The sequence below is a fragment of the Dryocola sp. LX212 genome, assembly GCA_041504365.1.
Classification (GTDB): Bacteria; Pseudomonadota; Gammaproteobacteria; order Enterobacterales; family Enterobacteriaceae; genus Dryocola.
Window position 1 is genome coordinate 1,335,066 of record CP167917.1, and the last position, 23,270, is coordinate 1,358,335.

General features: G+C 54.1%; 18 protein-coding genes and 7 tRNA genes. 7 read left to right on the forward strand and 18 right to left on the reverse strand.

What is annotated here, in order from left to right; translation table 11 throughout:
* Nucleotides 1-104 precede the first annotated feature (104 nt).
* Entirely contained in the window at nt 105-1,280 is a 1,176-nt protein-coding gene (gene ubiF, locus ACA108_06315) for a 3-demethoxyubiquinol 3-hydroxylase (GenBank protein XEX97130.1), read from the forward strand.
* Between the two features lie 87 nt (nt 1,281-1,367).
* On the opposite strand, the gene ACA108_06320 is transcribed toward ubiF, so the two are convergent.
* From ACA108_06320 to nagB, 12 genes are all read right to left on the reverse strand, one after another.
* A tRNA-Gln gene (locus tag ACA108_06320) sits at nt 1,368-1,442 on the reverse strand.
* A gap of 36 nt (nt 1,443-1,478) precedes the next feature.
* Nucleotides 1,479-1,553: transfer RNA gene (locus ACA108_06325), tRNA-Gln, on the reverse strand.
* Between the two features lie 6 nt (nt 1,554-1,559).
* Nucleotides 1,560-1,636, reverse strand: a tRNA-Met gene (locus tag ACA108_06330).
* 16 nt (nt 1,637-1,652) lie between these two features.
* Nucleotides 1,653-1,727: transfer RNA gene (locus ACA108_06335), tRNA-Gln, on the reverse strand.
* A gap of 38 nt (nt 1,728-1,765) precedes the next feature.
* Nucleotides 1,766-1,840: transfer RNA gene (locus ACA108_06340), tRNA-Gln, on the reverse strand.
* Between the two features lie 18 nt (nt 1,841-1,858).
* Nucleotides 1,859-1,943: transfer RNA gene (locus ACA108_06345), tRNA-Leu, on the reverse strand.
* A gap of 13 nt (nt 1,944-1,956) precedes the next feature.
* Nucleotides 1,957-2,033: transfer RNA gene (locus ACA108_06350), tRNA-Met, on the reverse strand.
* Between the two features lie 248 nt (nt 2,034-2,281).
* Complete coding sequence (asnB, locus tag ACA108_06355) at nt 2,282-3,946, reverse strand: asparagine synthase B (protein ID XEX97131.1); 1,665 nt, start codon at nt 3,944-3,946, stop codon at nt 2,282-2,284.
* Nucleotides 3,947-4,257: 311 nt separating this feature from the next.
* Nucleotides 4,258-5,010: an HAD-IIA family hydrolase gene (locus ACA108_06360; GenBank protein XEX97132.1), complete on the reverse strand. Its 753-nt coding sequence runs from the start codon at nt 5,008-5,010 to the stop codon at nt 4,258-4,260.
* A 62-nt stretch (nt 5,011-5,072) separates the two neighbouring features.
* Complete coding sequence (locus tag ACA108_06365) at nt 5,073-6,293, reverse strand: N-acetylglucosamine repressor (GenBank protein XEX97133.1); 1,221 nt, start codon at nt 6,291-6,293, stop codon at nt 5,073-5,075.
* Between the two features lie 7 nt (nt 6,294-6,300).
* A complete protein-coding gene (gene nagA, locus ACA108_06370; GenBank protein ID XEX97134.1) occupies nt 6,301-7,449 on the reverse strand; it encodes an N-acetylglucosamine-6-phosphate deacetylase in 1,149 nt (382 codons plus the stop codon).
* 26 nt (nt 7,450-7,475) lie between these two features.
* Nucleotides 7,476-8,276 carry a glucosamine-6-phosphate deaminase gene (nagB, locus tag ACA108_06375; GenBank protein XEX97135.1) on the reverse strand — a complete coding sequence of 267 codons (801 nt, stop codon included), beginning with the start codon at nt 8,274-8,276 and terminating at the stop codon, nt 7,476-7,478.
* A 332-nt stretch (nt 8,277-8,608) separates the two neighbouring features.
* Here nagB and nagE point away from each other — a divergent pair, with 332 nt between their 5' ends.
* From nagE to chiQ, 4 genes are all read left to right on the forward strand, one after another.
* Complete coding sequence (gene nagE, locus ACA108_06380) at nt 8,609-10,627, forward strand: N-acetylglucosamine-specific PTS transporter subunit IIBC (protein ID XEX97136.1); 2,019 nt, start codon at nt 8,609-8,611, stop codon at nt 10,625-10,627.
* Between the two features lie 188 nt (nt 10,628-10,815).
* The gene (glnS, locus tag ACA108_06385) at nt 10,816-12,483 is read left to right on the forward strand and encodes a glutamine--tRNA ligase (GenBank protein ID XEX97137.1); all 1,668 of its coding nucleotides are present in this window, start codon (nt 10,816-10,818) and stop codon (nt 12,481-12,483) included.
* Nucleotides 12,484-12,942: 459 nt separating this feature from the next.
* Nucleotides 12,943-14,340 carry a chitoporin gene (chiP, locus tag ACA108_06390; GenBank protein XEX97138.1) on the forward strand — a complete coding sequence of 466 codons (1,398 nt, stop codon included), beginning with the start codon at nt 12,943-12,945 and terminating at the stop codon, nt 14,338-14,340.
* A 47-nt stretch (nt 14,341-14,387) separates the two neighbouring features.
* Nucleotides 14,388-14,714, forward strand: a complete 327-nt coding sequence (chiQ, locus tag ACA108_06395) for a ChiQ/YbfN family lipoprotein (protein XEX97139.1) — start codon at nt 14,388-14,390, stop codon at nt 14,712-14,714.
* Nucleotides 14,715-14,799: 85 nt separating this feature from the next.
* Here the strand turns inward: chiQ and fur are convergent, their stop codons facing one another.
* The 4 genes from fur to ybfF form a co-directional block, all read right to left on the reverse strand.
* Nucleotides 14,800-15,252: a ferric iron uptake transcriptional regulator gene (gene fur, locus ACA108_06400; GenBank protein ID XEX97140.1), complete on the reverse strand. Its 453-nt coding sequence runs from the start codon at nt 15,250-15,252 to the stop codon at nt 14,800-14,802.
* A 300-nt stretch (nt 15,253-15,552) separates the two neighbouring features.
* Nucleotides 15,553-16,083 carry a flavodoxin FldA gene (fldA, locus tag ACA108_06405; GenBank protein ID XEX97141.1) on the reverse strand — a complete coding sequence of 177 codons (531 nt, stop codon included), beginning with the start codon at nt 16,081-16,083 and terminating at the stop codon, nt 15,553-15,555.
* Nucleotides 16,084-16,262: 179 nt separating this feature from the next.
* On the reverse strand, nt 16,263-16,544 hold the full coding sequence (ybfE, locus tag ACA108_06410; protein ID XEX97142.1) for a LexA regulated protein: 282 nt from the start codon (nt 16,542-16,544) through the stop codon (nt 16,263-16,265).
* A gap of 131 nt (nt 16,545-16,675) precedes the next feature.
* Nucleotides 16,676-17,446 carry an esterase gene (ybfF, locus tag ACA108_06415; protein ID XEX97143.1) on the reverse strand — a complete coding sequence of 257 codons (771 nt, stop codon included), beginning with the start codon at nt 17,444-17,446 and terminating at the stop codon, nt 16,676-16,678.
* Nucleotides 17,447-17,630: 184 nt separating this feature from the next.
* On the opposite strand from ybfF, the gene seqA reads away from it, so the two are divergent.
* The gene (seqA, locus tag ACA108_06420) at nt 17,631-18,182 is read left to right on the forward strand and encodes a replication initiation negative regulator SeqA (GenBank protein XEX97144.1); all 552 of its coding nucleotides are present in this window, start codon (nt 17,631-17,633) and stop codon (nt 18,180-18,182) included.
* Nucleotides 18,183-18,204: 22 nt separating this feature from the next.
* Entirely contained in the window at nt 18,205-19,848 is a 1,644-nt protein-coding gene (gene pgm, locus ACA108_06425) for a phosphoglucomutase (alpha-D-glucose-1,6-bisphosphate-dependent) (GenBank protein ID XEX97145.1), read from the forward strand.
* 51 nt (nt 19,849-19,899) lie between these two features.
* Here the strand turns inward: pgm and kdpE are convergent, their stop codons facing one another.
* On the reverse strand, nt 19,900-20,577 hold the full coding sequence (gene kdpE, locus ACA108_06430) for a two-component system response regulator KdpE (protein ID XEX97146.1): 678 nt from the start codon (nt 20,575-20,577) through the stop codon (nt 19,900-19,902).
* Nucleotides 20,574-23,261, reverse strand: a complete 2,688-nt coding sequence (kdpD, locus tag ACA108_06435; GenBank protein ID XEX97147.1) for a two-component system sensor histidine kinase KdpD — start codon at nt 23,259-23,261, stop codon at nt 20,574-20,576. Before kdpD ends, kdpE begins: the two co-directional genes overlap by 4 nt.
* Nucleotides 23,262-23,270: the final 9 nt, after the last annotated feature.

Consider the following 23,270-nt stretch of genomic DNA (forward strand, 5'->3'; position numbering starts at 1 on the left):
TCGAGGCCGCGTATTGTAATGCTTTGACGGGGATGTGACCAGCCTACGAAACATGGGCGAAAATCCGGTAGAATTAGCTTAGACAAATTAAGGAAATGTTCACTATGGCAATTCAACCAATCGACGTCGCAGTAGTGGGTGGGGGCATGGTCGGCGCTGCCGCCGCGCTGGGGCTTGCGCAAAACGGTTTTCAGGTGGCAGTTGTTGAGCACCAGCCACCGACGGAGTTTGACCCAGGCAGCCAGCCGGATGTGCGTATTTCTGCCATCAGCAGCGCCTCCGTCGCTTTGCTGAAGTCGCTCGGTGTCTGGGATGTGATTCGCGCCATGCGCAGCCATCCGTACCGCAAGTTAGAAACCTGGGAGTGGGAAACCGCCCACGTTGCGTTTGATGCGCAGGAGCTGGGCTTGCCCGAGCTGGGTTACATGGTTGAGAACAACGTCCTGCAAATAGCGCTGTGGAAGGCGCTGGAGGCGAATGCCAACGTCAAGCTGCTTTGCCCGGCGCAGCTAACGCATATGGCGAGTAAAGAGGGGCGCTGGACGCTGGACTTTGCAGACGGTGAAACGCTGACCGTGCCGATGGTCATTGGCGCCGACGGGGCAAACTCACAGGTCCGCCAGTGGGCTGGCATTGGCATCCATGCCTGGGACTATCGCCAGTCCTGCATGCTAATAACCGTTAAGTGCGAGGAAGCGCCAGGTTACAGCACCTGGCAGCACTTCACGCCGACGGGCCCGCACGCTTTCCTGCCTCTGTTCGATAACTGGGCGTCTCTGGTCTGGTACGACTCCCCGGCGCGAATTCGTCAGCTAAAGGCAATGACGATGCCGCAGCTGCAAAAAGCGATAGCGGCCACTTTCCCGCAGCGCCTGGGTACGGTAATGCCTGTGGCAAGCGGGGCTTTCCCGCTAACCCGTCGCCACGCTTTGAAATACACCCAGCAGGGGCTGGCGCTTATTGGCGATGCGGCGCATACCATTCATCCGCTGGCAGGGCAGGGAGTTAACCTGGGCTATCGTGATGTGGATGCGTTGCTTGAGGTCATGATTAACGCGCGCTGCTACGGCGAAGGCTGGGCTGATGCCGCAATACTGAAACGTTACCAGACGCGCCGCCAGGCGGATAATTTCCTGATGCAGAGCGGGATGGATCTGTTCTACGCAGGTTTCAGCAATAACCTGGGCCCCCTGCGGGTGATCCGTAATCTGGGGCTGATGGCGGCCGAGCGCGGCGGCGTGCTGAAGCGCAAGGCGCTGAGGTATGCGTTAGGTTTATAACCGGCGATGAGAGTTGGGCGGGAAACCGCCTGCTTTTAGCCTGACGCAGGAAAGCAAAAAGCCCGCATAAGCGAGCTTTTTGAATGTTGGCTGGGGTACGAGGATTCGAACCTCGGAATGCTGGTATCAGAAACCAGAGCCTTACCGCTTGGCGATACCCCAACGGGGTGCGTTCACAAAAGCAAACGTCTTTTTTTTTGGCTGGGGTACGAGGATTCGAACCTCGGAATGCTGGTATCAGAAACCAGAGCCTTACCGCTTGGCGATACCCCAATAATATGGTGGCTACGACGGGATTCGAACCTGTGACCCCATCATTATGAGTGATGTGCTCTAACCAGCTGAGCTACGTAGCCGTACTGCGTTCTTCGATGGCTGGGGTACCTGGATTCGAACCAGGGAATGCCGGTATCAAAAACCGGTGCCTTACCGCTTGGCGATACCCCAATAACCTTGCGCTAAGCACAATATATCGAAGAAAAAATTGGCTGGGGTACCTGGATTCGAACCAGGGAATGCCGGTATCAAAAACCGGTGCCTTACCGCTTGGCGATACCCCATCCGTGCAACGCTTAAAATGGTGCGGGAGGCGAGACTTGAACTCGCACACCTTGCGGCGCCAGAACCTAAATCTGGTGCGTCTACCAATTTCGCCACTCCCGCGGCGTAAAAAGAATGGTGGCTACTACGGGATTTGAACCTGTGACCCCATCATTATGAGTGATGTGCTCTAACCAGCTGAGCTAAGTAGCCTTCTTTTTATGCGTCACCTTATCGGCGTTGCGGGGCGCATTATGCGTAGTTGACCGTACAGCGTCAACAAATTTTTTCCCGAAAAGTGGCTGAAATTGTCTGTTTGACCAGCTTGCGAACAGCTTGCTGGAAATATCAGCAACAATCGGTTATTGCGAAGATTTAACCGACAAAAGGCAGGATGAAACTAAACGTTATTCTGCAGAAATGACAACGGGCCCGCAGGCCCGTTTTTGAGTCAGGTTCGTCTATTTGTAGGCTGACTGGTGAACGCCTACCGCGCGTCCTGATGGATCGTTCATGGTTTTGAACGCTTCGTCCCATTCAATCGCTTTAGCGGATGAACAGGCTACTGATGGGCCACCGGGGACGCACTCGGCCGCGCTCGGCAGCGGGAAAAGCTCTTCGAAGATTTCACGGTACAAATAGCCTTCTTTCGAACCCGGCGTGTTGTATGGGAAGCGGTAAGCGGCCGTTGCCAGCTGCTGGTCTGTGACCTGGCCTGCCGCCACCTCTTTTAAGGTGTCGATCCAGCTGTAGCCTACGCCGTCAGAAAACTGCTCTTTCTGGCGCCATGCAACGCTTGCCGGCAAATAGGATTCAAAGCATTCGCGCAGGACGTGTTTTTCCATTTTGCCGTTGCCGCACATCTTGTCTTTAGGGTTGATGCGCATCGCCACGTCGAGAAACTTTTTGTCCAGGAATGGCACGCGTGCTTCCACGCCCCATGCGGACATTGCTTTGTTGGCGCGGGCACAGTCGAACATGTGCAGAGCCTGCAGTTTACGCACGGTCTCTTCATGCAGCTCTTTGTCGTTTGGCGCTTTGTGGAAGTAGAGGTAGCCGCCGAACACTTCGTCTGAACCTTCACCGGACAGCACCATTTTGATGCCCATCGCTTTGATCTTACGGGACATCAGGTACATCGGCGTAGAGGCGCGGATGGTAGTCACATCGTAGGTTTCAATGTGGTAGATGACGTCACGAATCGCATCCAGCCCTTCCTGTACGGTGAAGTGGATTTCGTGGTGGACAGTGCCCAGGTGGTTTGCCACTTCCTGTGCAGCTTTCAGGTCAGGTGAGCCGACCAGGCCAACCGCGAACGAGTGCAGCTGCGGCCACCAGGCTTCGCTACGCTCTTCATCCTCTACGCGACGTGCGGCAAATTTCTTGGTAATTGCCGAAATCACTGAGGAATCCAGGCCGCCGGACAGCAGCACGCCATACGGCACGTCGGACATCAGGTGGCTCTTAACCGCATCTTCCAGCGCCTGGCGCAGTTCGTTCTTGTCGGTGACGTTGTCTTTCACCGCGTCGTAGCTGAACCAGTCGCGCTGGTAGTAGCTGCGGATCTCGCCGTCCTGGCTCCACAGGTAGCTGCCCGCCGGGAACTCTTTAATGGTGCGGCATACCGGAACCAGCGCTTTCATTTCAGAGGCAACATACATATTGCCGTGTTCATCATGACCCATATAAAGAGGGATGATGCCAATATGGTCACGGCCAATCAGGTACGCGTCTTTTTCGCTGTCGTACAGCACGAAGGCGAACATGCCCTGTAGGTCGTCCAGGAATTCAGGGCCCTTTTCCTGATATAGCGCAAGGATGACTTCGCAGTCAGAGCCAGTCTGGAATGCGTAGCGATCGCCATATTCGGCACGCAGGGCCTGATGGTTGTAGATTTCACCGTTCACCGCGAGCGCGTGGGTTTTCTCTTTGTTATAGAGCGGCTGGGCACCGGCATTCACATCGACAATGGAAAGGCGTTCGTGGGAGAGGATCGCTTTGTCGCTGGCATAGACGCCTGACCAGTCCGGGCCACGGTGGCGCATCAGACGGGACAGCTCCAGCGCTTTTTTACGCAGTTCGACCGCGTCGGTTTTAATATCCAGAACACCAAAAATAGAACACATAGTACTTTCTCCGTCATGCCTGCCTGTGCGGCTTATTCGTGTTGTCGCAGCTACCGTGTAGTCGTTTTTAACGGCGCTGTTGCGTTGCATACATCGAATTTGCTCAATCAGCCGCGGGAAAGCAAGCCATTTAGCTTATCAATACTAAATACTGCAATGGTCGTTGTTGATTGCTAAAAAAAGAGTGGGTATTTGGGAGGATAATTAACGAATCAACAATTATATTCGCTTTTTATTGAAGAGGGCTGGATGTTGGAAAGGATATATACAGAAGCGATAACAAACGCCCGGCGGTGCCGGGCGCTGGCAGATTAGATAATGTCGATTTCCGCAACCGACGGGTAAATATAAGAGGGGCGGAACGGCATAGCGTCGATATCGTTCAGCGTAGAGACGCCGGACAGTACCAGGATAGTCTCAAGCCCGGCCTGGAAACCAGCCAGGATGTCGGTGCGCAGGTTATCGCCAACGATAACTGTCTGCTCGGAATGCGCCTGCATTTTATTAAGCGCCGCGCGGATGATCCACGGACTTGGCTTGCCGACGTAAAAAGGCTTGCGGCCGGATATTTTTTCGATGCCTGCGCAAAGCGCGCCACAGGCCGGGTAAAAGCCGCGACCGTGCGTATCAGGATTAGTCGCAATGAAGCGCGCGCCATTTGCTACGAAGTAGGCGGCCTTATGCATCATCTCCCAGTTAAAGGAGCGGGTCTCCCCCACAATGACGAAATCAGGGTTGATGTCGGTGATGGTGAATCCGGCTTTATATAACTCGTGGATTAACGCGCCTTCACCAACAACGTAGGCCTTTTTGCCTTCCTGACGACGCAGGAAATCTGCGGTTGCCATAGCGGAGGTATAAAACACGCTGTCCGGCACGTCGACGCCCGCCGAGGCAAAGCGGTTTGCCAGATCCTGACCCGTTTGTGAAGGGTAGTTGGTCAGCAGAACCAGCGGTAAACCTTTCTCAAGGATGCCAGCCAGAAACGCATTGGCACCCGGCACGGCGACGTTGTCGTGCATCAGCACACCGTCGATATCACAAATTACATTCTGGATGGTCATTGACTACTCTGGCCCATATTTAAAGAAGGCGTAACTATAGCGTAATTCACCGACGAATCCCGTTAACTTTCCAGCAGGCGCTGCAGCAGCATACCGTTGAGCATGGAGCGTTTCACCAGCGCAAACGCGCCGATGGCGGAGCGGTCATCAAGCTGTGAACGTACAACGGGGAGGTTTTTACGAAATGCCTTAAGCACCTGGGTATTGATGCAGCCTTCAATGGCCGGTAGCAGGACTTTTTCGGCTTCGATAATCTCCCCGGCGATCACAACTTTCTGGGGATTGAAGAGGTTAATTGCAATAGAGATGGCTTTACCGAGATGGCGGCCAACGTGTTCGACGACTTCACAGGCCAGCGAATCACCTTTGTTGGCAGCTTTGCAAATCGCTACGATGTCGCATTCTTCAAGGGTCAGGCGGCTGTTGTAGCCGTTTTCCAGCAGATGGCGAACGCGGCCTTCAATGGCGGCATTGGCAGCGATGGTTTCAAGGCAGCCGAAGTTACCGCAGTGGCAGCGTTCACCTAGAGGATCGACCTGAATATGGCCTATCTCGCCGACGTTGCCGTTACGGCCGATAAAAATTCTACCGTTGGAGAGAATGCCCGCCCCGGTCCCCCGGTGTACGCGCACTAAAATGGAGTCTTCGCAGTCTTGAGTTGCACCGAAATAGTGCTCGGCAAGGGCCAGGCTGCGGATATCGTGACCAACAAAACAGGTGAGCCTGAAGCGTTTTTCAAGGCTTTCGACCAGCGCCCAATTGTTAACCTGAATATGCGGCATATAGCGAATAACGCCGGTATCCGGCTCTACAAGGCCTGGCAGGATCACCGAGATAGCAATCAACTCACGAATTTTACGCTGCGACTGTTCGATAAACCCGGCAATGGCATTGAGCAGCGCGTGTTCCAGTGTTTCCTGGGTGCGCTCCGGCAGGGGATAGTGCTCTTCTGCAAGGGGTTTGGCGCTGAGGTCGAACAGCGTGATGGTGGCGTCATGACGGCCAAGGCGCACGCCGATAGCCTGAAAATTGCGGGTTTCGGTAATAATGGAGATAGCGCGGCGGCCACCGGTGGAGGCCTGCTGATCGACTTCTTTGATCAGGCCACGCTCAATAAGCTGGCGGGTAATTTTGGTGACGCTGGCGGGAGCAAGCTGGCTCTGTTCGGCGATTTGAATGCGCGAAATGGGACCCTGTTGGTCAATCAGGCGGTAGACCGCCGCACCGTTCAGCTGTTTTACCAGATCGACGTTACCTATTTGAGCCTGTCCGCCAGTCGTCATGCCTTATTTACTCAGTTACGACCTCGTTACCATTAACGAAAGTCTTGATGATTTTATAATCGCGGTTGAAGGCCGTCAGGTTGGCGACTTTGCCAGCCTCAATGGTGCCCAACTGCTTTTCCACGCCCATCGCACGGGCAGGGTAGAGCGTCGCCATGCGCAGGACTTCATCCAGCGCAATATTGGCATGCTCAACCAGGTTGCGAACCCCTTCGATCATCGTCAGGGCGGAGCCGCTCAGTGTGCCATTCTCATCAACACACAAACCTTCCCGGTAGTATATTGTTTTGCCAGCAAAAATGAACTGTTCAATATTAGCGCCTGCCGGAGCCGTCGCATCGGTGACCAGGCAGAGCTTGTCGCCCTTCACGCGTTTGGCGGTGCGGATATTGGCATAGTCTACGTGCAGGCCATCGGCAATGATGCCGCAGTAAACGTCGGGTTCATCGAAGATTGCCCCTGCAAGCCCTGGTTCACGGCCTGTGATATAAGGCATCGCGTTGAACAGGTGAGTGGCGAAGGTGATGCCCGCACGGAAACCAATTTTGGCTTCTTTGGCGGTGGCATTGGAGTGACCGGCGGAAACAATGATTCCGGCAGTGACCAGCTTTTTGATCACTTCTGGCTCAACCATTTCCGGTGCCAGCGTCACTTTGGTGATGACATCCGCGTTAGCGCAGAGGAAATCCACTAATTTTGCGTCTGGTTTACGTACGAAGCCTGGATTGTGCGTTCCCTTTTTCACCATGTTCAGCCATGGGCCTTCCAGGTGAAGACCAAGCGCCTGGTTGTCATACTTAGCCAGGTACTCGCGCATCACTTTCACGCCCTGCATCATCAGCTCGTCGCTGGCGGTGATGAGCGTCGGCAGATAGCTGGTGCAGCCCGAACGTTCGTTCGCCTTCTGCATAATTTCCAGCGTTTCTACGGTTACTGCTTCGACGGTGTCGTTAAACTGTACGCCGCCGCAGCCGTTAAGCTGCACATCAATAAAACCGGGGGCGATGACTGCTCCGCCCATGTCGCGAGTTTCGACGCCCGCAGGGAGTTCGGCGAGCGGACAAAGGCGCTCAATCAGGCCGTCAGCGATAATAATCGCGTGGTCATCCAGAATTTCATGGCCGGTATAAATCCGACCGTGGGTTAGTGCAAACATAATTACCCCCGGTTAAAAAGTAGTGCTTAAAGACCTTTAATATTTTCTGCTTCGAGCTCGTTAAAATACTTGAGCGTCTTCACTTTCAGCTCCATGGTGGACGGTTCGTCGCAGACCATGATGGCTTTCGGATGCAGCTGCAGGCAGCTGATAGTCCACATGTGGTTGACGTTGCCTTCAACGGCCGCCTGCAGAGCCTGTGCTTTTACATGGCCCAGAACCAGAATCATCACCTCTTCGGCATCCAGCAGGGTGCCAACGCCCACGGTCAGCGCGTATTTTGGCACTTGATTCACGTCGCCGTCGAAGAAACGGGAGTTTGCTACACGGGTGTCGTGAGTCAGCGTTTTGATACGGGTACGGGAAGCCAGAGAAGAAGCTGGTTCGTTGAACGCGATGTGCCCGTCGTTACCCACGCCACCCATAAAGAGGTGAATTTTGCCATAAGAGCGAATTTTTTCTTCGTAGCGGCGGCATTCTGCGTCAACATCGTCCGCATTGCCATTCAGCAGGTTAATATTTTCTGCCGGGATATCAACGTGGTCAAAGAAGTTTTTGTGCATGAAAGTGTGATAGCTTTCCGGATGCTCTTTCGGCAGGCCAACATATTCATCCATATTGAATGTCACAACGTTCTGGAAACTAATCTGGCCCGCTTTATGCATCTCAACAAGTGCTTTATAAGCTTCCATTGGCGTACTGCCGGTAGGCAGACCCAGTACGAAAGGACGATCAGCAGTTGGTTTAAAAGCATTAATACGGTTCACGATATGGCGTGCTGCCCATTTGCCTACTTCTGCTGGGGTAGCCAGGGGAATCAGTCTCATTGTTCACCTCAAAAAGAGTTAATTGAAAATGGGTTTGGCGGAATGAATCACTCCCTCTAAGGGTAACCCAGTTTGTTTGCGATGCCTGAGGGTTCAATCCACTTCGATTTTTTGGATGATAAAATAAGTTTTGCGGGATAGCCAGTCTGAGGGGAGGGTTTTAGCGATATTTGGTGACTAAAGTCACAAAAAACGTGTGTTTAATTTGCGATACGAATTAATTTTTTTCACACTCTAAAGATTGGTGAATCTTCGCCATGCCTTCAAGGTCGTTAAACAATAATAAAACTACTTTGAACGAGCCTAAACGGGGTCTCATAGGGGGAATTAACGTGAGTATTCTTGGTTACATGCAAAAGGTTGGTCGTGCGCTGATGGTACCGGTAGCTACGCTACCCGCCGCAGCCATATTAATGGGTGTTGGTTACTGGATTGACCCAGTTAGCTGGGGTGGGGATAGCGCGCTGGCTGCGTTGTTCATTAAATCTGGTGCCGCAATTATCGATCATATGGGTGTGCTGTTTGCCATTGGTGTGGCTTACGGTATGTCTAAAGATAAAGATGGTGCTGCTGCACTGACCGGATTCGTCGGTTTCCTGGTCTTAACTACGTTGTGTTCACCGGCCGCTGTGTCGATGATTAAACATATCCCACTGGCGGATGTGCCTTTGGCGTTCACGAAAATTGAAAACCAGTTCGTGGGCATCATGGTCGGGATTATCTCCGCGGAGCTGTACAACCGCTTTAGCGGCGTTGAGCTGCCAAGAGCGCTGTCCTTCTTCAGCGGACGTCGTCTGGTGCCAATCCTCACTTCTTTCGTGATGATCGCTGTTGCTTTCATCATGATGTTTATCTGGCCTATCGTGTTTAGCGGTCTGGTGAACTTTGGTGAGCATATTCAGAAAATGGGCTCTATCGGCGCGGGCGTTTACGCGTTGTTTAACCGTTTACTTATTCCAGTTGGTCTGCACCATGCTCTGAACTCCGTGTTCTGGTTTGACGTAGCAGGTATTAACGATATTCCTAAGTTCCTGGGCGGGGCAAAATCTATCGCCGAAGGTACCGGTATCGTTGGGATCACCGGCCGCTATCAGGCGGGCTTCTTCCCTATCATGATGTTTGGCTTGCCGGGTGCAGCGCTGGCGATTTACCAGTGTGCGCGTCCTGAAAATAAAGCGAAAGTGATGGGTATTATGATGGCAGGTGCGTTTGCTGCCTTCTTCACTGGTATCACCGAACCGTTGGAATTCTCCTTTATGTTCGTGGCACCTGTGCTGTACTTGATCCACGCGGTGCTGACCGGTATCTCGGTATTTATCGCGGCAAGTATGCATTGGATCGCTGGGTTTGGTTTCAGCGCGGGTCTGGTGGATATGGTGCTTGCTTCCCGTAACCCGCTGGCGACGCACTGGTGGATGCTTATCCCGCAAGGCATCGTGTTCTTCGTGATTTACTACGTGGTGTTCCGTTTCACTATCACTAAGTTCAACCTGTTAACACCGGGTCGTGAACTGAATGTTTCGGGTGACGAAACTGATGGGCAGGACGTGAATGTGAGCGAGAGTGCAAATCAGGATACTTCTGCTCTGGCTCGTCAGTACATCGCGGCGGTTGGTGGCTCAGCTAACCTGACCGGTATTGATGCTTGCATTACTCGTCTGCGCCTGAATGTGAAAGACTCCTCGCTGGTTAACGAAGCGCTGGCGAAACGTCTGGGGGCAAGCGGCGTGATTCGTCTGAATAAAACCAGCGTGCAGATAATTGTTGGCTTTGTTGCTGAGAAAATTGCCAACGCAATGAAAACGACCGGTGACGTGCCAGCAGCAGAAGTCAGTACCGCTCCGGTGGCTGCTGCGGCTGTTAAACCTCAGGCAGTGCCTAACGCAGTAACCATAGCGGCGCTGTTTTCCCCGGTGACCGGGGACGTTGTGGCGCTGGAGCAGGTTCCTGATGAAGCCTTTGCCAGCAAAGCGGTCGGCGATGGCGTTGCGGTGAAACCAACGGACAAAATGGTCGTTGCTCCTGCTGCCGGGACCATCGTTAAAATCTTTAACACTAACCATGCGTTCTGTCTGGAAACCGAAAAAGGCGCGGAAATCGTTGTCCACATGGGCATTGATACCGTCGCGCTGAACGGTCAGGGCTTTACTCGCCTGGTGGAGGAAGGTGCTGAAGTGGTTGCCGGTCAGCCGGTTCTGGAAATGGATCTTGATTTCCTGAACGCTAATGCGCGCTCCATGATAAGCCCGGTTGTTTGCAGCAACATCGATGACTTCAGCGGTCTGGTTATTCAGGCGCAGGGTTCCGTCGTTGCTGGCCAGACGCCTCTCTACGAAATTAAAGGCAAATAGTTGCTCCTGAGTTAGCATTGTGCCTTAAGCGGCTGGGGGGATTTCTCCAGCCGCTTTTTTCAGCCTTCAAATAGCCTCCCTTTGCTTTCCTTCTCCTGCGCCCCAATTTATTCAACTAAGGGTTGTTTCAAACGCCTGCTTATAAGATCATGTACCGTTAACGAAAGTATTGTCTTGAGGAATCCGCGATGAGTGAGGCTGAAGCCCGCCCAACTAACTTTATTCGCCAGATTATCGATGAAGATCTGGCTAATGGTAAGCACGACCGTATCTGCACTCGTTTTCCGCCGGAGCCGAATGGCTATCTGCACATCGGCCACGCGAAATCTATCTGCCTGAACTTTGGTATCGCACAAGATTACCAGGGGCAATGCAATCTGCGTTTCGATGACACTAACCCGGTTAAAGAAGACATCGAATACGTTGAGTCTATTAAGCGCGACGTTGAGTGGCTGGGCTTCCACTGGTCTGGCAACGTGCGTTACTCCTCAGACTACTTCGATCAGCTGTTTAATTATGCCGTTGAGCTGATCAACAAAGGCCTGGCGTATGTCGATGAGCTGACGCCTGAGCAAATTCGCGAATACCGCGGATCGTTGACCGCACCGGGTAAAAACAGCCCGTACCGCGACCGCACCGTTGAGGAAAACCTCGCGCTGTTTGAAAAAATGCGTAACGGCGATTTTGCCGAAGGCACCGCCTGCCTGCGCGCGAAAATCGATATGGCATCACCGTTTATCGTAATGCGCGATCCGGTGATTTACCGCATCAAGTTTGCTGACCACCACCAGACCGGCAGCAAGTGGTGCATCTATCCGATGTACGACTTCACCCACTGCATTTCCGATGCGCTGGAAGGGATCACCCACTCGCTGTGTACGCTGGAGTTCCAGGATAACCGTCGCCTGTACGACTGGGTATTAGACAACATCACTATCCCGGCCCATCCGCGGCAATATGAATTTTCCCGCCTGAATCTCGAATACGCCATCATGTCCAAGCGCAAGCTGAACCTGCTGGTGACCGAAAATATCGTTGAAGGCTGGGATGACCCACGTATGCCGACCATTTCAGGTCTGCGTCGCCGTGGCTACACCGCGGGTTCCATTCGTGAGTTCTGCAAGCGCATTGGCGTGACCAAACAGGACAACACGGTGGAGATGGCCGCACTGGAATCCTGCATTCGTGACGATCTGAACGAGAACGCGCCGCGAGCGATGGCCGTGCTGGATCCGGTGAAAGTGATCATCGAAAACTACCCGCAGGGTGGAGAAGAGACGGTGACGATGCCAAACCATCCGAATAAGCCGGAAATGGGCAGCCGTCAAGTGCCGTTCAGCGGTGAGATTTATATCGATCGCGCTGATTTCCGCGAAGAAGCGAACAAGCAATACAAGCGTCTGGTTATGGGCAAAGAAGTGCGTCTGCGTAACGCGTACGTGATCAAAGCTGAGCGCGTAGAGAAAGACGCGGAAGGCAATATCACCACGCTGCATTGCACCTATGACCCTGAAACCCTCAGCAAAGATCCTGCGGATGGTCGTAAGGTGAAAGGCGTGATTCACTGGGTTAGCGCCGCGCACGCCCTGCCGGTTGAAATCCGCCTCTACGATCGTTTGTTCAGTGTGGCAAACCCCGGCACCGCGGAAGATTTCCTCGCCACCATCAACCCGGAATCGCTGGTTATCAAACAAGGTTTCGTCGAGCCAAGCCTGCAAAATGCAGAAACGGGCAAAGCGTACCAGTTTGAACGAGAGGGGTATTTCTGCCTCGACAGCCGCTATGCAACCGCTACCAAACTGGTCTTCAACCGAACCGTTGGTCTGCGTGATACCTGGGCAAAAATCGGCGATTAAGCCGTACCGCACCTTTTAAACGCGCCGCATTTTGCGGCGTTTTTTTTGCTTATAGATTAGGAAGATAAAAATAAACACTTTTCGCGCTGCGAATTAATTGGCGATCGAATATCAATTATTAATAATCCCTCCTTGACCTCTTACTGTAATTATTCTCATTCAAATGGGTGAGAGCGCTCTCATTAAGTCAAAAATACCCTAAAAGCATAATTATCAGGCGTAAAACGGCATTGGTGTAATTTGTTACATATTCACACAAAATGTGTGCTCTTCGTCATAATATCGCAATTACCTCTTACAAAGTCGTTGATAATTCGCGTCGCGAAAAATAGTCTAATGCGTAGCAGTAACGCGGTTAATTTTCATAACCGCTTTTTTAGCCGCAAGGCATTTTAATTTTTTTCGCCGTCAGGTGCTTTCCCACCGGGTGAATATTTATACGTCAAAGAGGATTTCAACATGCGTACGTTTAGTGGCAAACGTAGTGCGCTGGCGCTTGCTATCGCCGGTGTGACAGCACTTTCAAGTATCGTTGTCGTTCCGCAGGCGGCAGCGGAGGGTTTTATTGATGATTCAACGCTGACCGGCGGTATCTATTACTGGCAGCGTGAGCGTGACCGTAAAGATGTTACCGACAATAAATACAAAACTAACCTTTCACACTCCACCTGGAACGCCAACCTGGATTTCCAGTCCGGCTATGCAGCAGATATGTTTGGTCTGGATATTGCAGCCTTTACCGCCATTGAAATGGCCGAAAACGGCGACAGCGGCCACCCGAACGAAATTGCGTTCTCTTCTTCAAACCATGCTTACGATGAAGACTATTCCGGTGATAAAAGCGGGATCAGCCTTTATAAAGCCGCCGCCAAGTTTAAATATGGCCCGGTCTGGGCGCGCGCCGGCTACATTCAGCCGACCGGTCAGACTCTGTTAGCGCCGCACTGGAGCTTTATGCCGGGTACGTATCAGGGGGCTGAGGCGGGCGCAAACTTTGACTATGCGGATGCCGGTGCGCTGAGCTTCTCCTACATGTGGACGAACGAATATAAATCCCCATGGCATCTGGAAATGGACCACTTCTATCAGAATGACAAGAACACCAAAGTTGAATACCTGCATTCTCTCGGGGCCAGGTATGATTTCAAAAACGATCTGGTACTCGAAGCTGCATTTGGCCAGGCGGAAGGGTACATCGATCAGTATTTTACGAAAGCCAGCTACAAGTTTGACGTTGCAGGCAGCCCGTTGACCACCAGCTACCAGTTCTACGGTACTCGTGACAAAGTTTCTAACGGTGGCGTGAACGATATTTACGACGGTACTGCATGGATGCAGGCGCTGACCTTCGGGTACAAGGTTGGCCAGGTGGACCTGCGTCTGGAAGGCACCATGGTCAAGGCGGACGGTCAGCAGGGCTACTTCCTGCAGCGCATGACGCCAACCTATGCCTCGTCCAACGGCCGTCTTGATGTGTGGTGGGATAACCGCTCAGACTTCAACGCCAACGGCGAAAAAGCGGTGTTCGCAGGGGCGATGTATGACCTGAGCAACTGGAACCTGGCGGGCTGGGCCGTCGGCGCTTCTTATGTTTATGCCTGGGATGCAAAACCAAGCTCAACGCCAACCACGGACGGCCATTACGACGCCGACCGCCGTCTGAAAGAGTCTTCATACAGCCTGGATGCCCTGTATACCGTACAGGACGGGCGTGCGAAGGGAACGCTGTTCAAGCTGCACTTCACCCAGTATGACAACCATTCTGATATCCCGAGCTGGGGCGGTGGTTACGGCAACATCTTCCAGGATGAGCGTGACGTGAAATTCATTGTTATCGCACCTTTCACTATCTTCTGATGTGATTCCGGGCGTGCGAGCGTCCGGCTTTCTTAAGGATATCGACGATGAAAAAAATAATTATGCTGTCCGCGATCGTTCTGGGACTAATGGCCTGCGCGCAGCCAAATACCGCGCCGGAAGATTCAAAGCTGAAGCAGGCTTACAGCGCCTGTATAAATAGCGCAGAAGGGAGCCCGGATAAGATTCAGGCCTGTCAGAGCGTGCTGAACGTGCTGGGCCAGGAGAAAGAGCATCAGGACTTCGCGAAGAAAGAGACTGTGCGGACCCTGGATTATCAGGACTGTATTCAGGCAGCTCACACTGGCAATGACCAGGCAGTGAAAGCGAAGTGCGACAAAATCTGGCAGGAGATCCGCAGCAACAATAAATAGCGTTGTTGGGGCAAAAAAAAACCGGTGAGTTTTCTCACCGGTTTTTTGTCTCTGGGTTTCCCCGAGGGGAGCCAGTCAGAACAGATTACTGGTCGCGGGACTCGTGATAAGTTTCGTCAGTGCGACAGTCACCTTCGGCGCAGTGGCCATACAGGTAGAGGCTGTGGTTGGTCAGACGGATGCCGTGACGAGCGGCGATTTCACGCTGGCGGGCTTCGATAGAGTCATCGCTGAATTCGATAACTTTGCCGCAGTCCAGGCAAATCAAATGATCGTGATGGTGCTGCTGGGTCAGTTCGAACACTGACTTGCCACCTTCGAAGTTATGACGGGTAACGATACCTGCGTCATCAAACTGGTTCAGCACGCGGTACACCGTGGCCAGACCAATCTCTTCACCCATATCAATCAGACGTTTGTATAAGTCTTCCGCACTGACATGGTGGTTTACCGGTCCCTGTAACACTTCCAGAATTTTCAAACGAGGAAGCGTGACTTTCAGGCCGGCCTTCTTTAATGCGGTATTGTTGTCAGTCATGCGGAATTTGTCCTGTTGCTTAACGTTTTGCTCGGACTAGTTGAGCGTTAAGATTAATGCGTCTCATTATACACCCTTACGCAGGATGCATATAACCACCACGTCTAAATAGAAACTGTAAGTATGAAGCATAACACAGCTAAAAAATCGTGGCCGAATCGCTATTTGCAGATGTTTTAGCAAATGTAACCCGAGGGATATTGTACAGGGATACCAGGAAAAGTTACAAAATTGTAGCAATTATTTTCATTGGTAATAACTATCAATCAGGCGCAGGCGGGGGACCTGCGCCTCTGTTCATCAGGCGTTGATGATGTCAGCCAGGTGCAGTTCGTCAGCGATCTGCTTGGTCCATTTCTGCACACGTTCTGCTGTCAGCTCCGGCTGGCGGTCTTCATCAATAGCAAGGCCAACGAAGTGATCGTCGTCCGCCAGACCTTTAGACGCTTCAAAATGGTAGCCAGCGGTTGGCCAGTGACCCACGATGGTTGCACCGTTAGGCTCGATAATGTCGCGGATGGTGCCCAGCGCATCACAGAAGTATTCAGCGTAGTCTTCCTGATCGCCGCAGCCAAACAGTGCAACCAGCTTGTCGTTGAAATCTACCTCTTCCAGCGTCGGAAAGAAGTCGTCCCAGTCGCACTGCGCTTCGCCGTAGTACCAGGTCGGGATGCCAAACAGCAGGATATCAAAGCCTTCTAAATCTTCTTTGCTGCTTTTCGCAATGTCACGCACCTCAGCAACGTCTTTACCGAGCTGTTTTTGGATCATCTTCGCGATATTTTCGGTGTTACCGGTGTCGCTGCCGAAAAAAATGCCTACGATTGCCATGAGTTAAATAACCTCTTGAAACTTAATGATATGGTGGTGGCTTATTGCCCACAGATACGGCAATGATAGCAGAACACGCGACGGTGCGGAAACTGCTAACCCTTCGCTGTGCACAGTCTGCAACATGCCGCGCAATAAGCGTTCATTTTTTGCTTGATGGTACGGCTGGACGGCAGGTTTTAGCTGAGGTGCTGCTTAAGCTGGGCCAGCAGCATCTCTTCGATCAGCTCGCTGCGGCTGATGTTGCGCGCATCGGCAAGCTGGTTCAACGCATCCACCGCACCGTGGTTGAGTTTTAGCTCTACTCGTTTCAGGCCGCGTACTTTGTCGCGCTTGAGCTGGTTGCGCTTGTTGATGCGCAGCTGCTCATCTCGCGTTAGCGGATTGGTCTTTGGTCGCCCCGGGCGACGTTCGTCCGCGAACAGATCTAAGGTAGTACGGTCCGTTTGTTCTTTTGCCATGATTAGAGTACTGACAGGAAATTCAGGATGCTGCGAGCAGAATGCTCCGGCGCATTTAAGCGCGCCATCATACATCAGCAGCCACGGCGCGCCAACGCGTTCGCCGCAAGTTGCGGCCAGTCGGTCTGTTTTTAAACAGTTTCGTCGATAAAACGGTGAATGGCGCGTAAAACGGCCTCAGGTTTCTCAGCGTGCACCCAATGACCTGCACCAGCAACCACGTGTGCCCGCGCTTTAGGGAACTGGGAAAGCAGCGCCTCCCGATGGGATTCATCCACGTATGGAGAGTCGCCGCCGCGAATAAAGAGCGCAGGCAGATCACAGGCAGGTAGGGTCTGCCAGCCAACAATCTGCTCGTACTGATTCCAGAGTACCGGGACGTTGAACTTCCAGACGCCGTCGGCAAAGGACTTCAGCAGGAACTGAATCACGCCTTCTTCCTTTATATGTTCGCGCATCAAGGCCGCGGCCTGAGTACGAGTTTTGATTCCGGCTTCGCTAACGGTATTGATGGCCGCAAAAATTTCGTCGTGGCGGCGGACGTGATAATCGACGGGCGCAATATCTATCAGCACCAGTTTATCGATACGTTCCGGGGCTATGGAGGTCAGCGTCATCGCGACTTTGCCGCCCATCGAATGGCCGATGACGATCGCTTTTTCAATGCCGTATTCGTCCAGCGTTTCCAAAACATCCTGCGCCATTGCAAGGTAGCTCATCTCATCGCTGCGCCCTGACAAACCGTGATTGCGCAGATCCAGTTGCAGCAGCGTGCGATCCTGGCCGAGATCCCGGGCCAGCACGCCAAGATTATCAAGGCTGCCAAACAGGCCGTGGATAAGGACGACAGGGGAATTGCTAGTCGATTGTTGCGCAGTTTGCAGGCGAGCGTTTAATTTCATGGCAAAGTTCTTTTTTTTGATTCGTAGGGTTAGGGTATCATGAAGCTATTCCTGCCGCAGTGCCGCAAACATTCAGTTTAATCTGGCTTTATATGGCGACACCTGTTTGGCGCTACCCGCTGTTGGGATTTGCCCCTATAATCCCAACGACTTGTATTCAGAAAAGATATCGCACTGGATGAAGATGAAAACAATTGAAGTTGATGACGAGCTATATCGCTATATTGCCAGCCACACGCAACACATAGGCGAGAGCGCGTCCGACATTTTACGGCGTATGCTGAAATTTACCGCCGGTCAGACTTCCGCAGCGACAACTCCCTCTACCGTGAATGCAGCGCCTGCCGCCGCTCCTGTCACCGAAGAGAAACCTGTAAACCGCGCCCGCGATCGCGTGCGTGCGGTCCGTGAGTTGCTACTCTCAGATGAGTACGCGGAGCAAAAGAAAGCCGTTAACCGTTTCATGATGGTGCTTTCTACGCTTTATCAGCTGGACGCAAAAACCTTTGGCGAAGCCACCGAGTCTCTGCATGGACGTACCCGTATCTACTTTGCCGGCAACGAGCAAACGCTGCTGGCCAACGGCAACCAGACTAAGCCAAAACACGTGCCGGGTACGCCATACTGGGTGATAACCAATACTAATACAGGCCGTAAATGCAGCATGATCGAACACATCATGCAGTCAATGCAGTTCCCTGCGGAGCTGATTGAGAAGGTTTGCGGCACTATTTAACCTGTTTCAAAAGGAAGGGCCAATGGCTAACCACAACCGTGCGGGTCAACCTGCGCAACAGAGCGATTTGATTAACGTAGCCCAGCTGACGGCCCAGTATTATGTGCTGAAGCCAGAAGTGGGAAATAGCGAACATGCGGTGAAGTTCGGAACCTCCGGCCACCGTGGCAGTGCGGCGCGTCATAGCTTTAACGAACCTCACATTCTGGCGATTGCCCAGGCGATTGCCGAAGACCGTGCTAAAAATGGCATCACCGGGCCGTGTTATGTCGGCAAAGACACACATGCCCTGTCCGAGCCTGCGTTTATCTCCGTGCTGGAAGTGCTGGCGGCCAACGGTGTGGATGTTATCGTCCAGGAAGCAAACGGCTACACGCCGACTCCTGCGGTCTCTAACGCTATCCTTGTACACAATAAAAAGGGTGGCGTTCAGGCGGACGGTATCGTCATTACTCCTTCCCATAACCCACCGGAAGATGGCGGCATCAAGTACAACCCGCCAAATGGCGGCCCGGCTGATACAAACGTCACTAAAGTGATTGAAGAGCGTGCCAACGCGCTGCTGGGCGAAGGGCTTAAGGGCGTTAAGCGCATCTCTCTGGACCAGGCTTGGGCAAGTGGTCGCTTGAAAGAGCTGGATCTGGTCCAGCCTTTTATCGAAGGGCTGGTGGACATTATCGATATGGCCGCCATCCAAAAGTCGGGGCTGACGCTTGGCGTGGATCCGCTAGGCGGCTCCGGTATCGAATACTGGCAGCGTATCGCGAAGCACTACAATCTGAACCTGACCATTGTTAACGATCATGTCGATCAGACGTTCCGCTTCATGCACCTGGACAAAGACGGCGCAATCCGCATGGACTGCTCCTCCGAGTGTGCCATGGCGGGCCTGCTGGCCCTGCGTGACAAGTTCGACCTGGCGTTTGCCAACGACCCGGATTACGACCGCCACGGCATCGTGACCCCGGCGGGCCTGATGAACCCGAACCATTACCTGGCCGTTGCCATTAACTATCTTTTCCAGCATCGCCCGCAGTGGGGCAAAGATGTGGCAGTAGGCAAGACGCTGGTCTCTTCTGCAATGATTGATCGCGTGGTGGAAGACCTGGGCCGCAAGCTGGTGGAAGTGCCGGTTGGCTTCAAATGGTTCGTTGACGGCCTGTATGACGGCAGCTTTGGCTTCGGCGGTGAAGAGAGTGCCGGGGCCTCTTTCCTGCGCTTCGACGGCACGCCGTGGTCCACCGACAAAGACGGCATCATTATGTGCCTGTTGGCCGCAGAAATCACCGCGGTAACCGGCAAGAACCCGCAACAGCACTACGACGAGCTGGCCGAGCGCTTTGGCGCACCGAGCTACAACCGTCTACAGGCTTCTGCCACCTCCGCACAGAAAGCGGCGTTGTCTAAGCTTTCCCCGGAAATGGTCAGCGCCGACACGCTGGCAGGTGACCCGATCACCGCGCGCTTAACGGCAGCGCCGGGTAATGGCGCGTCCATCGGCGGTCTGAAGGTGATGACCAAAAACGGCTGGTTTGCGGCACGTCCGTCCGGCACGGAAGACGCGTATAAAATCTATTGCGAAAGCTTCTTAGGCGCTGAGCATCGTCAGCAAATTGAGAAGGAAGCGGTAGAGATCGTCAGCGAAGTGCTGAAGAACGCGAAGTAAGTCTCTGCCATCCAATGAAAAAGGCGCCTTAGGGCGCCTTTTTCATTGCCGTCAAAGCATGAAGCGGTAGCCGATGCCCGTTTCGGTTAACAGATGGGCAGGGCGAGCGGGATCGTTTTCCAGCTTCTGACGCAGGTGGCCCATATAGATACGCAGGTAGTGGCTGTGCTCAACCGCGTTCGGCCCCCATACCTGGTTAAGCAGCTGGCGCTGGGTCAGCACTTTGCCGTGATTATTCAGCAGCACCGCCAGTAAACGAAATTCGATAGGAGTGAGGTGAATCTCCTGGTCGCCACGGGTAATGCGCCGGGAGGCCAGGTCCACGGTAATGGTCGAAAACTGATAAACCGGATCGGGCTGGGCGAGGCTTGCATGACGACGCAGCGCCACGCGCAGGCGAGCCTGAAGCTCGCCGATACCGAAAGGTTTACTCAGGAAATCATCGGCGCCTGCGTCCAGGGCGGCAATTTTATCCGCCTCGTCGCTGCGGGCAGAAAGCACGATGACCGGCGTCTGGCTCCACTGACGAAAATCGCGGATAAAGTCAATGCCGTCGCCGTCCGGCAGCCCAAGGTCGAGGATCACCAGGTCGGGCTTGCGGGTCGCGGCTTCCATTAGCCCGCGCTGTAGCGTCTCTGCGTCGTACACCCGTAGCGACTCGCCCTCCAGCGCGGTGCGCAGAAAGCGGCGGATCTCTTTTTCATCTTCAACAATCAGTACGGTTATCACAGCGCCTCGTTAAATTCTTCCAGCTCGGGTGGCGGAGGAAGAGGGAGCAGCACGTGGAAACTGGCTCCGCCTTCAGGGCGGTTTACGGCGTAGATTTCACCGCCGTGGACCTCGACAATCGCCTGGCAGATAGCCAGCCCCAGCCCTACGCCGGGGATCGCCGATTCTTTAGTACCCCGGGCGAATTTAGCAAAGATAGACTGCTCCTGACCAGCCGGAATACCTGGGCCGTTGTCCCAGACTTCCAGATCCAGCCGGCCCCTGATTTCCCGCACGCGGATGCCAATGTTGGCTTTATGACCGGCATACTTCACCGCATTCTCCAGCAGATTAATCAGTACGCGCTCGAACAGCGGTCCGTCTACGTGGATCAGCATCAGCGGATCCGGCAACGACAGCCTGATTTGCTGTCCTCCCAAACCCGGCTCAAGCATCTTCAGCGCGCTGCCGACAACTTCCTCCAGCGTCAGCCACTCTTTGCGCAGGCTGAAGCCGCCGGACTGGATGCGGGCCATATCCAGCAGGTTATTAACCAGCCGGGTCGTGTTCAGGACGTGCTGGCGGATCTCATTGGCCTGGGGCGCATGCTTTGAACCTTCCGATGCCAGATCGAGCGTTAAAATTTCGGCCTGCCCAAACAGCACGGTGAGCGGGGTACGCAGGTCGTGGGAAAGCGCCGCCAGAAGCGAGTTGCGCAGCTGTTCGCGTTCGCTGGATAAGCGGGCCTGCTCTTCGCTTGCGGTAAGCTGTAGCCGCTCCAGCGCGGTCGCCACCAGCAGCGTGAAGGTTTCCAGCAGGCGCTGCTGTTCCGGGATCATCAGCTGGCGGAGGTTGTTTGGCTCAACCACCAGCAGCCCCAGCGTTTTTTCCGGCGTGCGCAACGGCAGGATTTGATAAGGCACGCCGGGCAGCGTATCCGTCCCGGCTCCGGCCGGCAGGCCTTTATCAAAGCTCCAGCGGGCGATGGCCTCGTCCCAGTTGGCAGGCTCCCCCTGCGGGCTGACGAGATGCAGCATGCCCTGGCCGTCCGGCAGCAGCAGCTGGCTGCGGGCGTGGAAGCTGTTATTGATAAAGAGCTCGCTGGTGGCGGCTACGGCCTGCGGCGTTCTTTCCGTCGCCAGGGCTTTGGACATTTCGTACAGGTGGCGGGTGCGCTGCTCGCGGTAGCGGGCGATGCGCGCCTGGTAGCGAACCCCTGCGGTCAGATTGCCGATGATCAGCCCGACGCTGAGCATGACGGCGAACGTCAGAACGTACTGCACATCGGAGACAGCGAGCGTACCGCGTGGGTTAATAAAGAACAGATCAAAGCTGACGACGTTAATCACTGTAGCCAGCACCGAGGGCCAGCGCCCGTAAAACAGGGCCACAACCACAACGCCCAGCAGGTAAATCATCACAAGGTTTGCCGCATCGAAGGCTACAAGCCACTGGTTTGCTATAAAGGTTATTACTGTGCAGAGCAGAACCGCGAGCGCACAGCCGCGAAGCTGGACACGCCATTTTTCGGACATGCTGCGTGTATCAGGCGCGCGCGGAGAAACTGCTGCGGGTTTTTCATCCAGAGCAACAATCACCAGATCGAGATCCGGGGCGCGGTTCGCGAGCTTATCGGCAAAGGATTTACGGCCCCATCCCCGGCGATTGGCCCGGCGGCCAATCACTATTTTTCCCAGGTTATGCTCGCGGGCGTAGCGCAGCACGGCTTTCTCTTCTGACGGATCGGCCAGCGTGGCGGTTTCAGCCCCCAGCTCCTGAGCCAGACGTAATGCGCTGAGAATCGCCCGGCGTTGATGCTCCGGTAGCTGGTGAAGCTGCGGCGTTTCCACATAGACGGCGTGCCATACGCTACCCAGCTTCGCCGCCAGACGCGCTGCCGTTCGCACCAGCTTTTCATTGCCGGAGCTATGGCCGATACATAGCAAAATTGCGTCCCTGGTGTGCCAGACTTTTTCCTCGCCTTGATTATCCCGCCAGGCGCGCATCTGATCGTCTACGCGGTCAGCCGTGCGGCGCAGAGCAAGTTCTCGCAGGGCAATCAGATTCCCTTTGCGGAAGAAATGTTCGATGGCGCGTTCAGCCTGTCCGGCGATATACACCTTGCCTTCGTTCAGGCGCTGGCGCAGGTCGTCCGGGGGCAGGTCGACCAGCACGATTTCATCGGCAGAATCAAAAATCGGATCGGGCACCGTTTCACGGACCTGAATACCGGTAACGCCGCCGACGATATCGTTGAGGCTTTCAAGATGCTGCACGTTAACGGTGGTAAAGACGTCGATACCCGCATCCAGCAACTCCTCAACGTCCTGCCAGCGCTTCGGGTGGCGGGAGCCCGGCGCGTTGCTGTGCGCCAGCTCGTCCATCAGGATAAGGGCTGGATTACGGGCGAGGGCGGCATCAAGATCGAATTCCTGTACCACGCGGTCGCGGTGGCGAATGCGTTTCGCGGGTAAAATGCTCAGCCCGGTTAACAGCGCAGCGGTCTCTTTACGGCCATGGGTTTCCACCACGCCAATCAAGATATCCAGACCCTGTCCGCGCAGGCGCTGCGCCTCCTGAAGCATGGCGTAGGTTTTTCCGACGCCCGCACAGGCGCCGAAAAACACTTTCAGCTTGCCGCGCGGGTGGCGGCTTGCCTGCTCCAGTAGTTTGTCCGGGTCGGGGCGCAACGGCTCCTCAGTCATGACTTTTCC

Bases quoted from the DNA above. Each gene is read 5' to 3' on its own strand.
- ubiF (XEX97130.1), top strand. From the start codon at position 105: ATGGCAATTCAACCAATCGACGTCGCAGTAGTGGGTGGGGGCATGGTC.
- asnB (XEX97131.1), bottom strand. From the start codon at position 3,946: ATGTGTTCTATTTTTGGTGTTCTGGATATTAAAACCGACGCGGTCGAA.
- ACA108_06360 (XEX97132.1), bottom strand. From the start codon at position 5,010: ATGACCATCCAGAATGTAATTTGTGATATCGACGGTGTGCTGATGCAC.
- ACA108_06365 (XEX97133.1), bottom strand. From the start codon at position 6,293: ATGACGACTGGCGGACAGGCTCAAATAGGTAACGTCGATCTGGTAAAA.
- nagA (XEX97134.1), bottom strand. From the start codon at position 7,449: ATGTTTGCACTAACCCACGGTCGGATTTATACCGGCCATGAAATTCTG.
- nagB (XEX97135.1), bottom strand. From the start codon at position 8,276: ATGAGACTGATTCCCCTGGCTACCCCAGCAGAAGTAGGCAAATGGGCA.
- glnS (XEX97137.1), top strand. From the start codon at position 10,816: ATGAGTGAGGCTGAAGCCCGCCCAACTAACTTTATTCGCCAGATTATC.
- chiP (XEX97138.1), top strand. From the start codon at position 12,943: ATGCGTACGTTTAGTGGCAAACGTAGTGCGCTGGCGCTTGCTATCGCC.
- chiQ (XEX97139.1), top strand. From the start codon at position 14,388: ATGAAAAAAATAATTATGCTGTCCGCGATCGTTCTGGGACTAATGGCC.
- fur (XEX97140.1), bottom strand. From the start codon at position 15,252: ATGACTGACAACAATACCGCATTAAAGAAGGCCGGCCTGAAAGTCACG.
- fldA (XEX97141.1), bottom strand. From the start codon at position 16,083: ATGGCAATCGTAGGCATTTTTTTCGGCAGCGACACCGGTAACACCGAA.
- ybfE (XEX97142.1), bottom strand. From the start codon at position 16,544: ATGGCAAAAGAACAAACGGACCGTACTACCTTAGATCTGTTCGCGGAC.
- ybfF (XEX97143.1), bottom strand. From the start codon at position 17,446: ATGAAATTAAACGCTCGCCTGCAAACTGCGCAACAATCGACTAGCAAT.
- seqA (XEX97144.1), top strand. From the start codon at position 17,631: ATGAAAACAATTGAAGTTGATGACGAGCTATATCGCTATATTGCCAGC.
- pgm (XEX97145.1), top strand. From the start codon at position 18,205: ATGGCTAACCACAACCGTGCGGGTCAACCTGCGCAACAGAGCGATTTG.
- kdpD (XEX97147.1), bottom strand. From the start codon at position 23,261: ATGACTGAGGAGCCGTTGCGCCCCGACCCGGACAAACTACTGGAGCAG.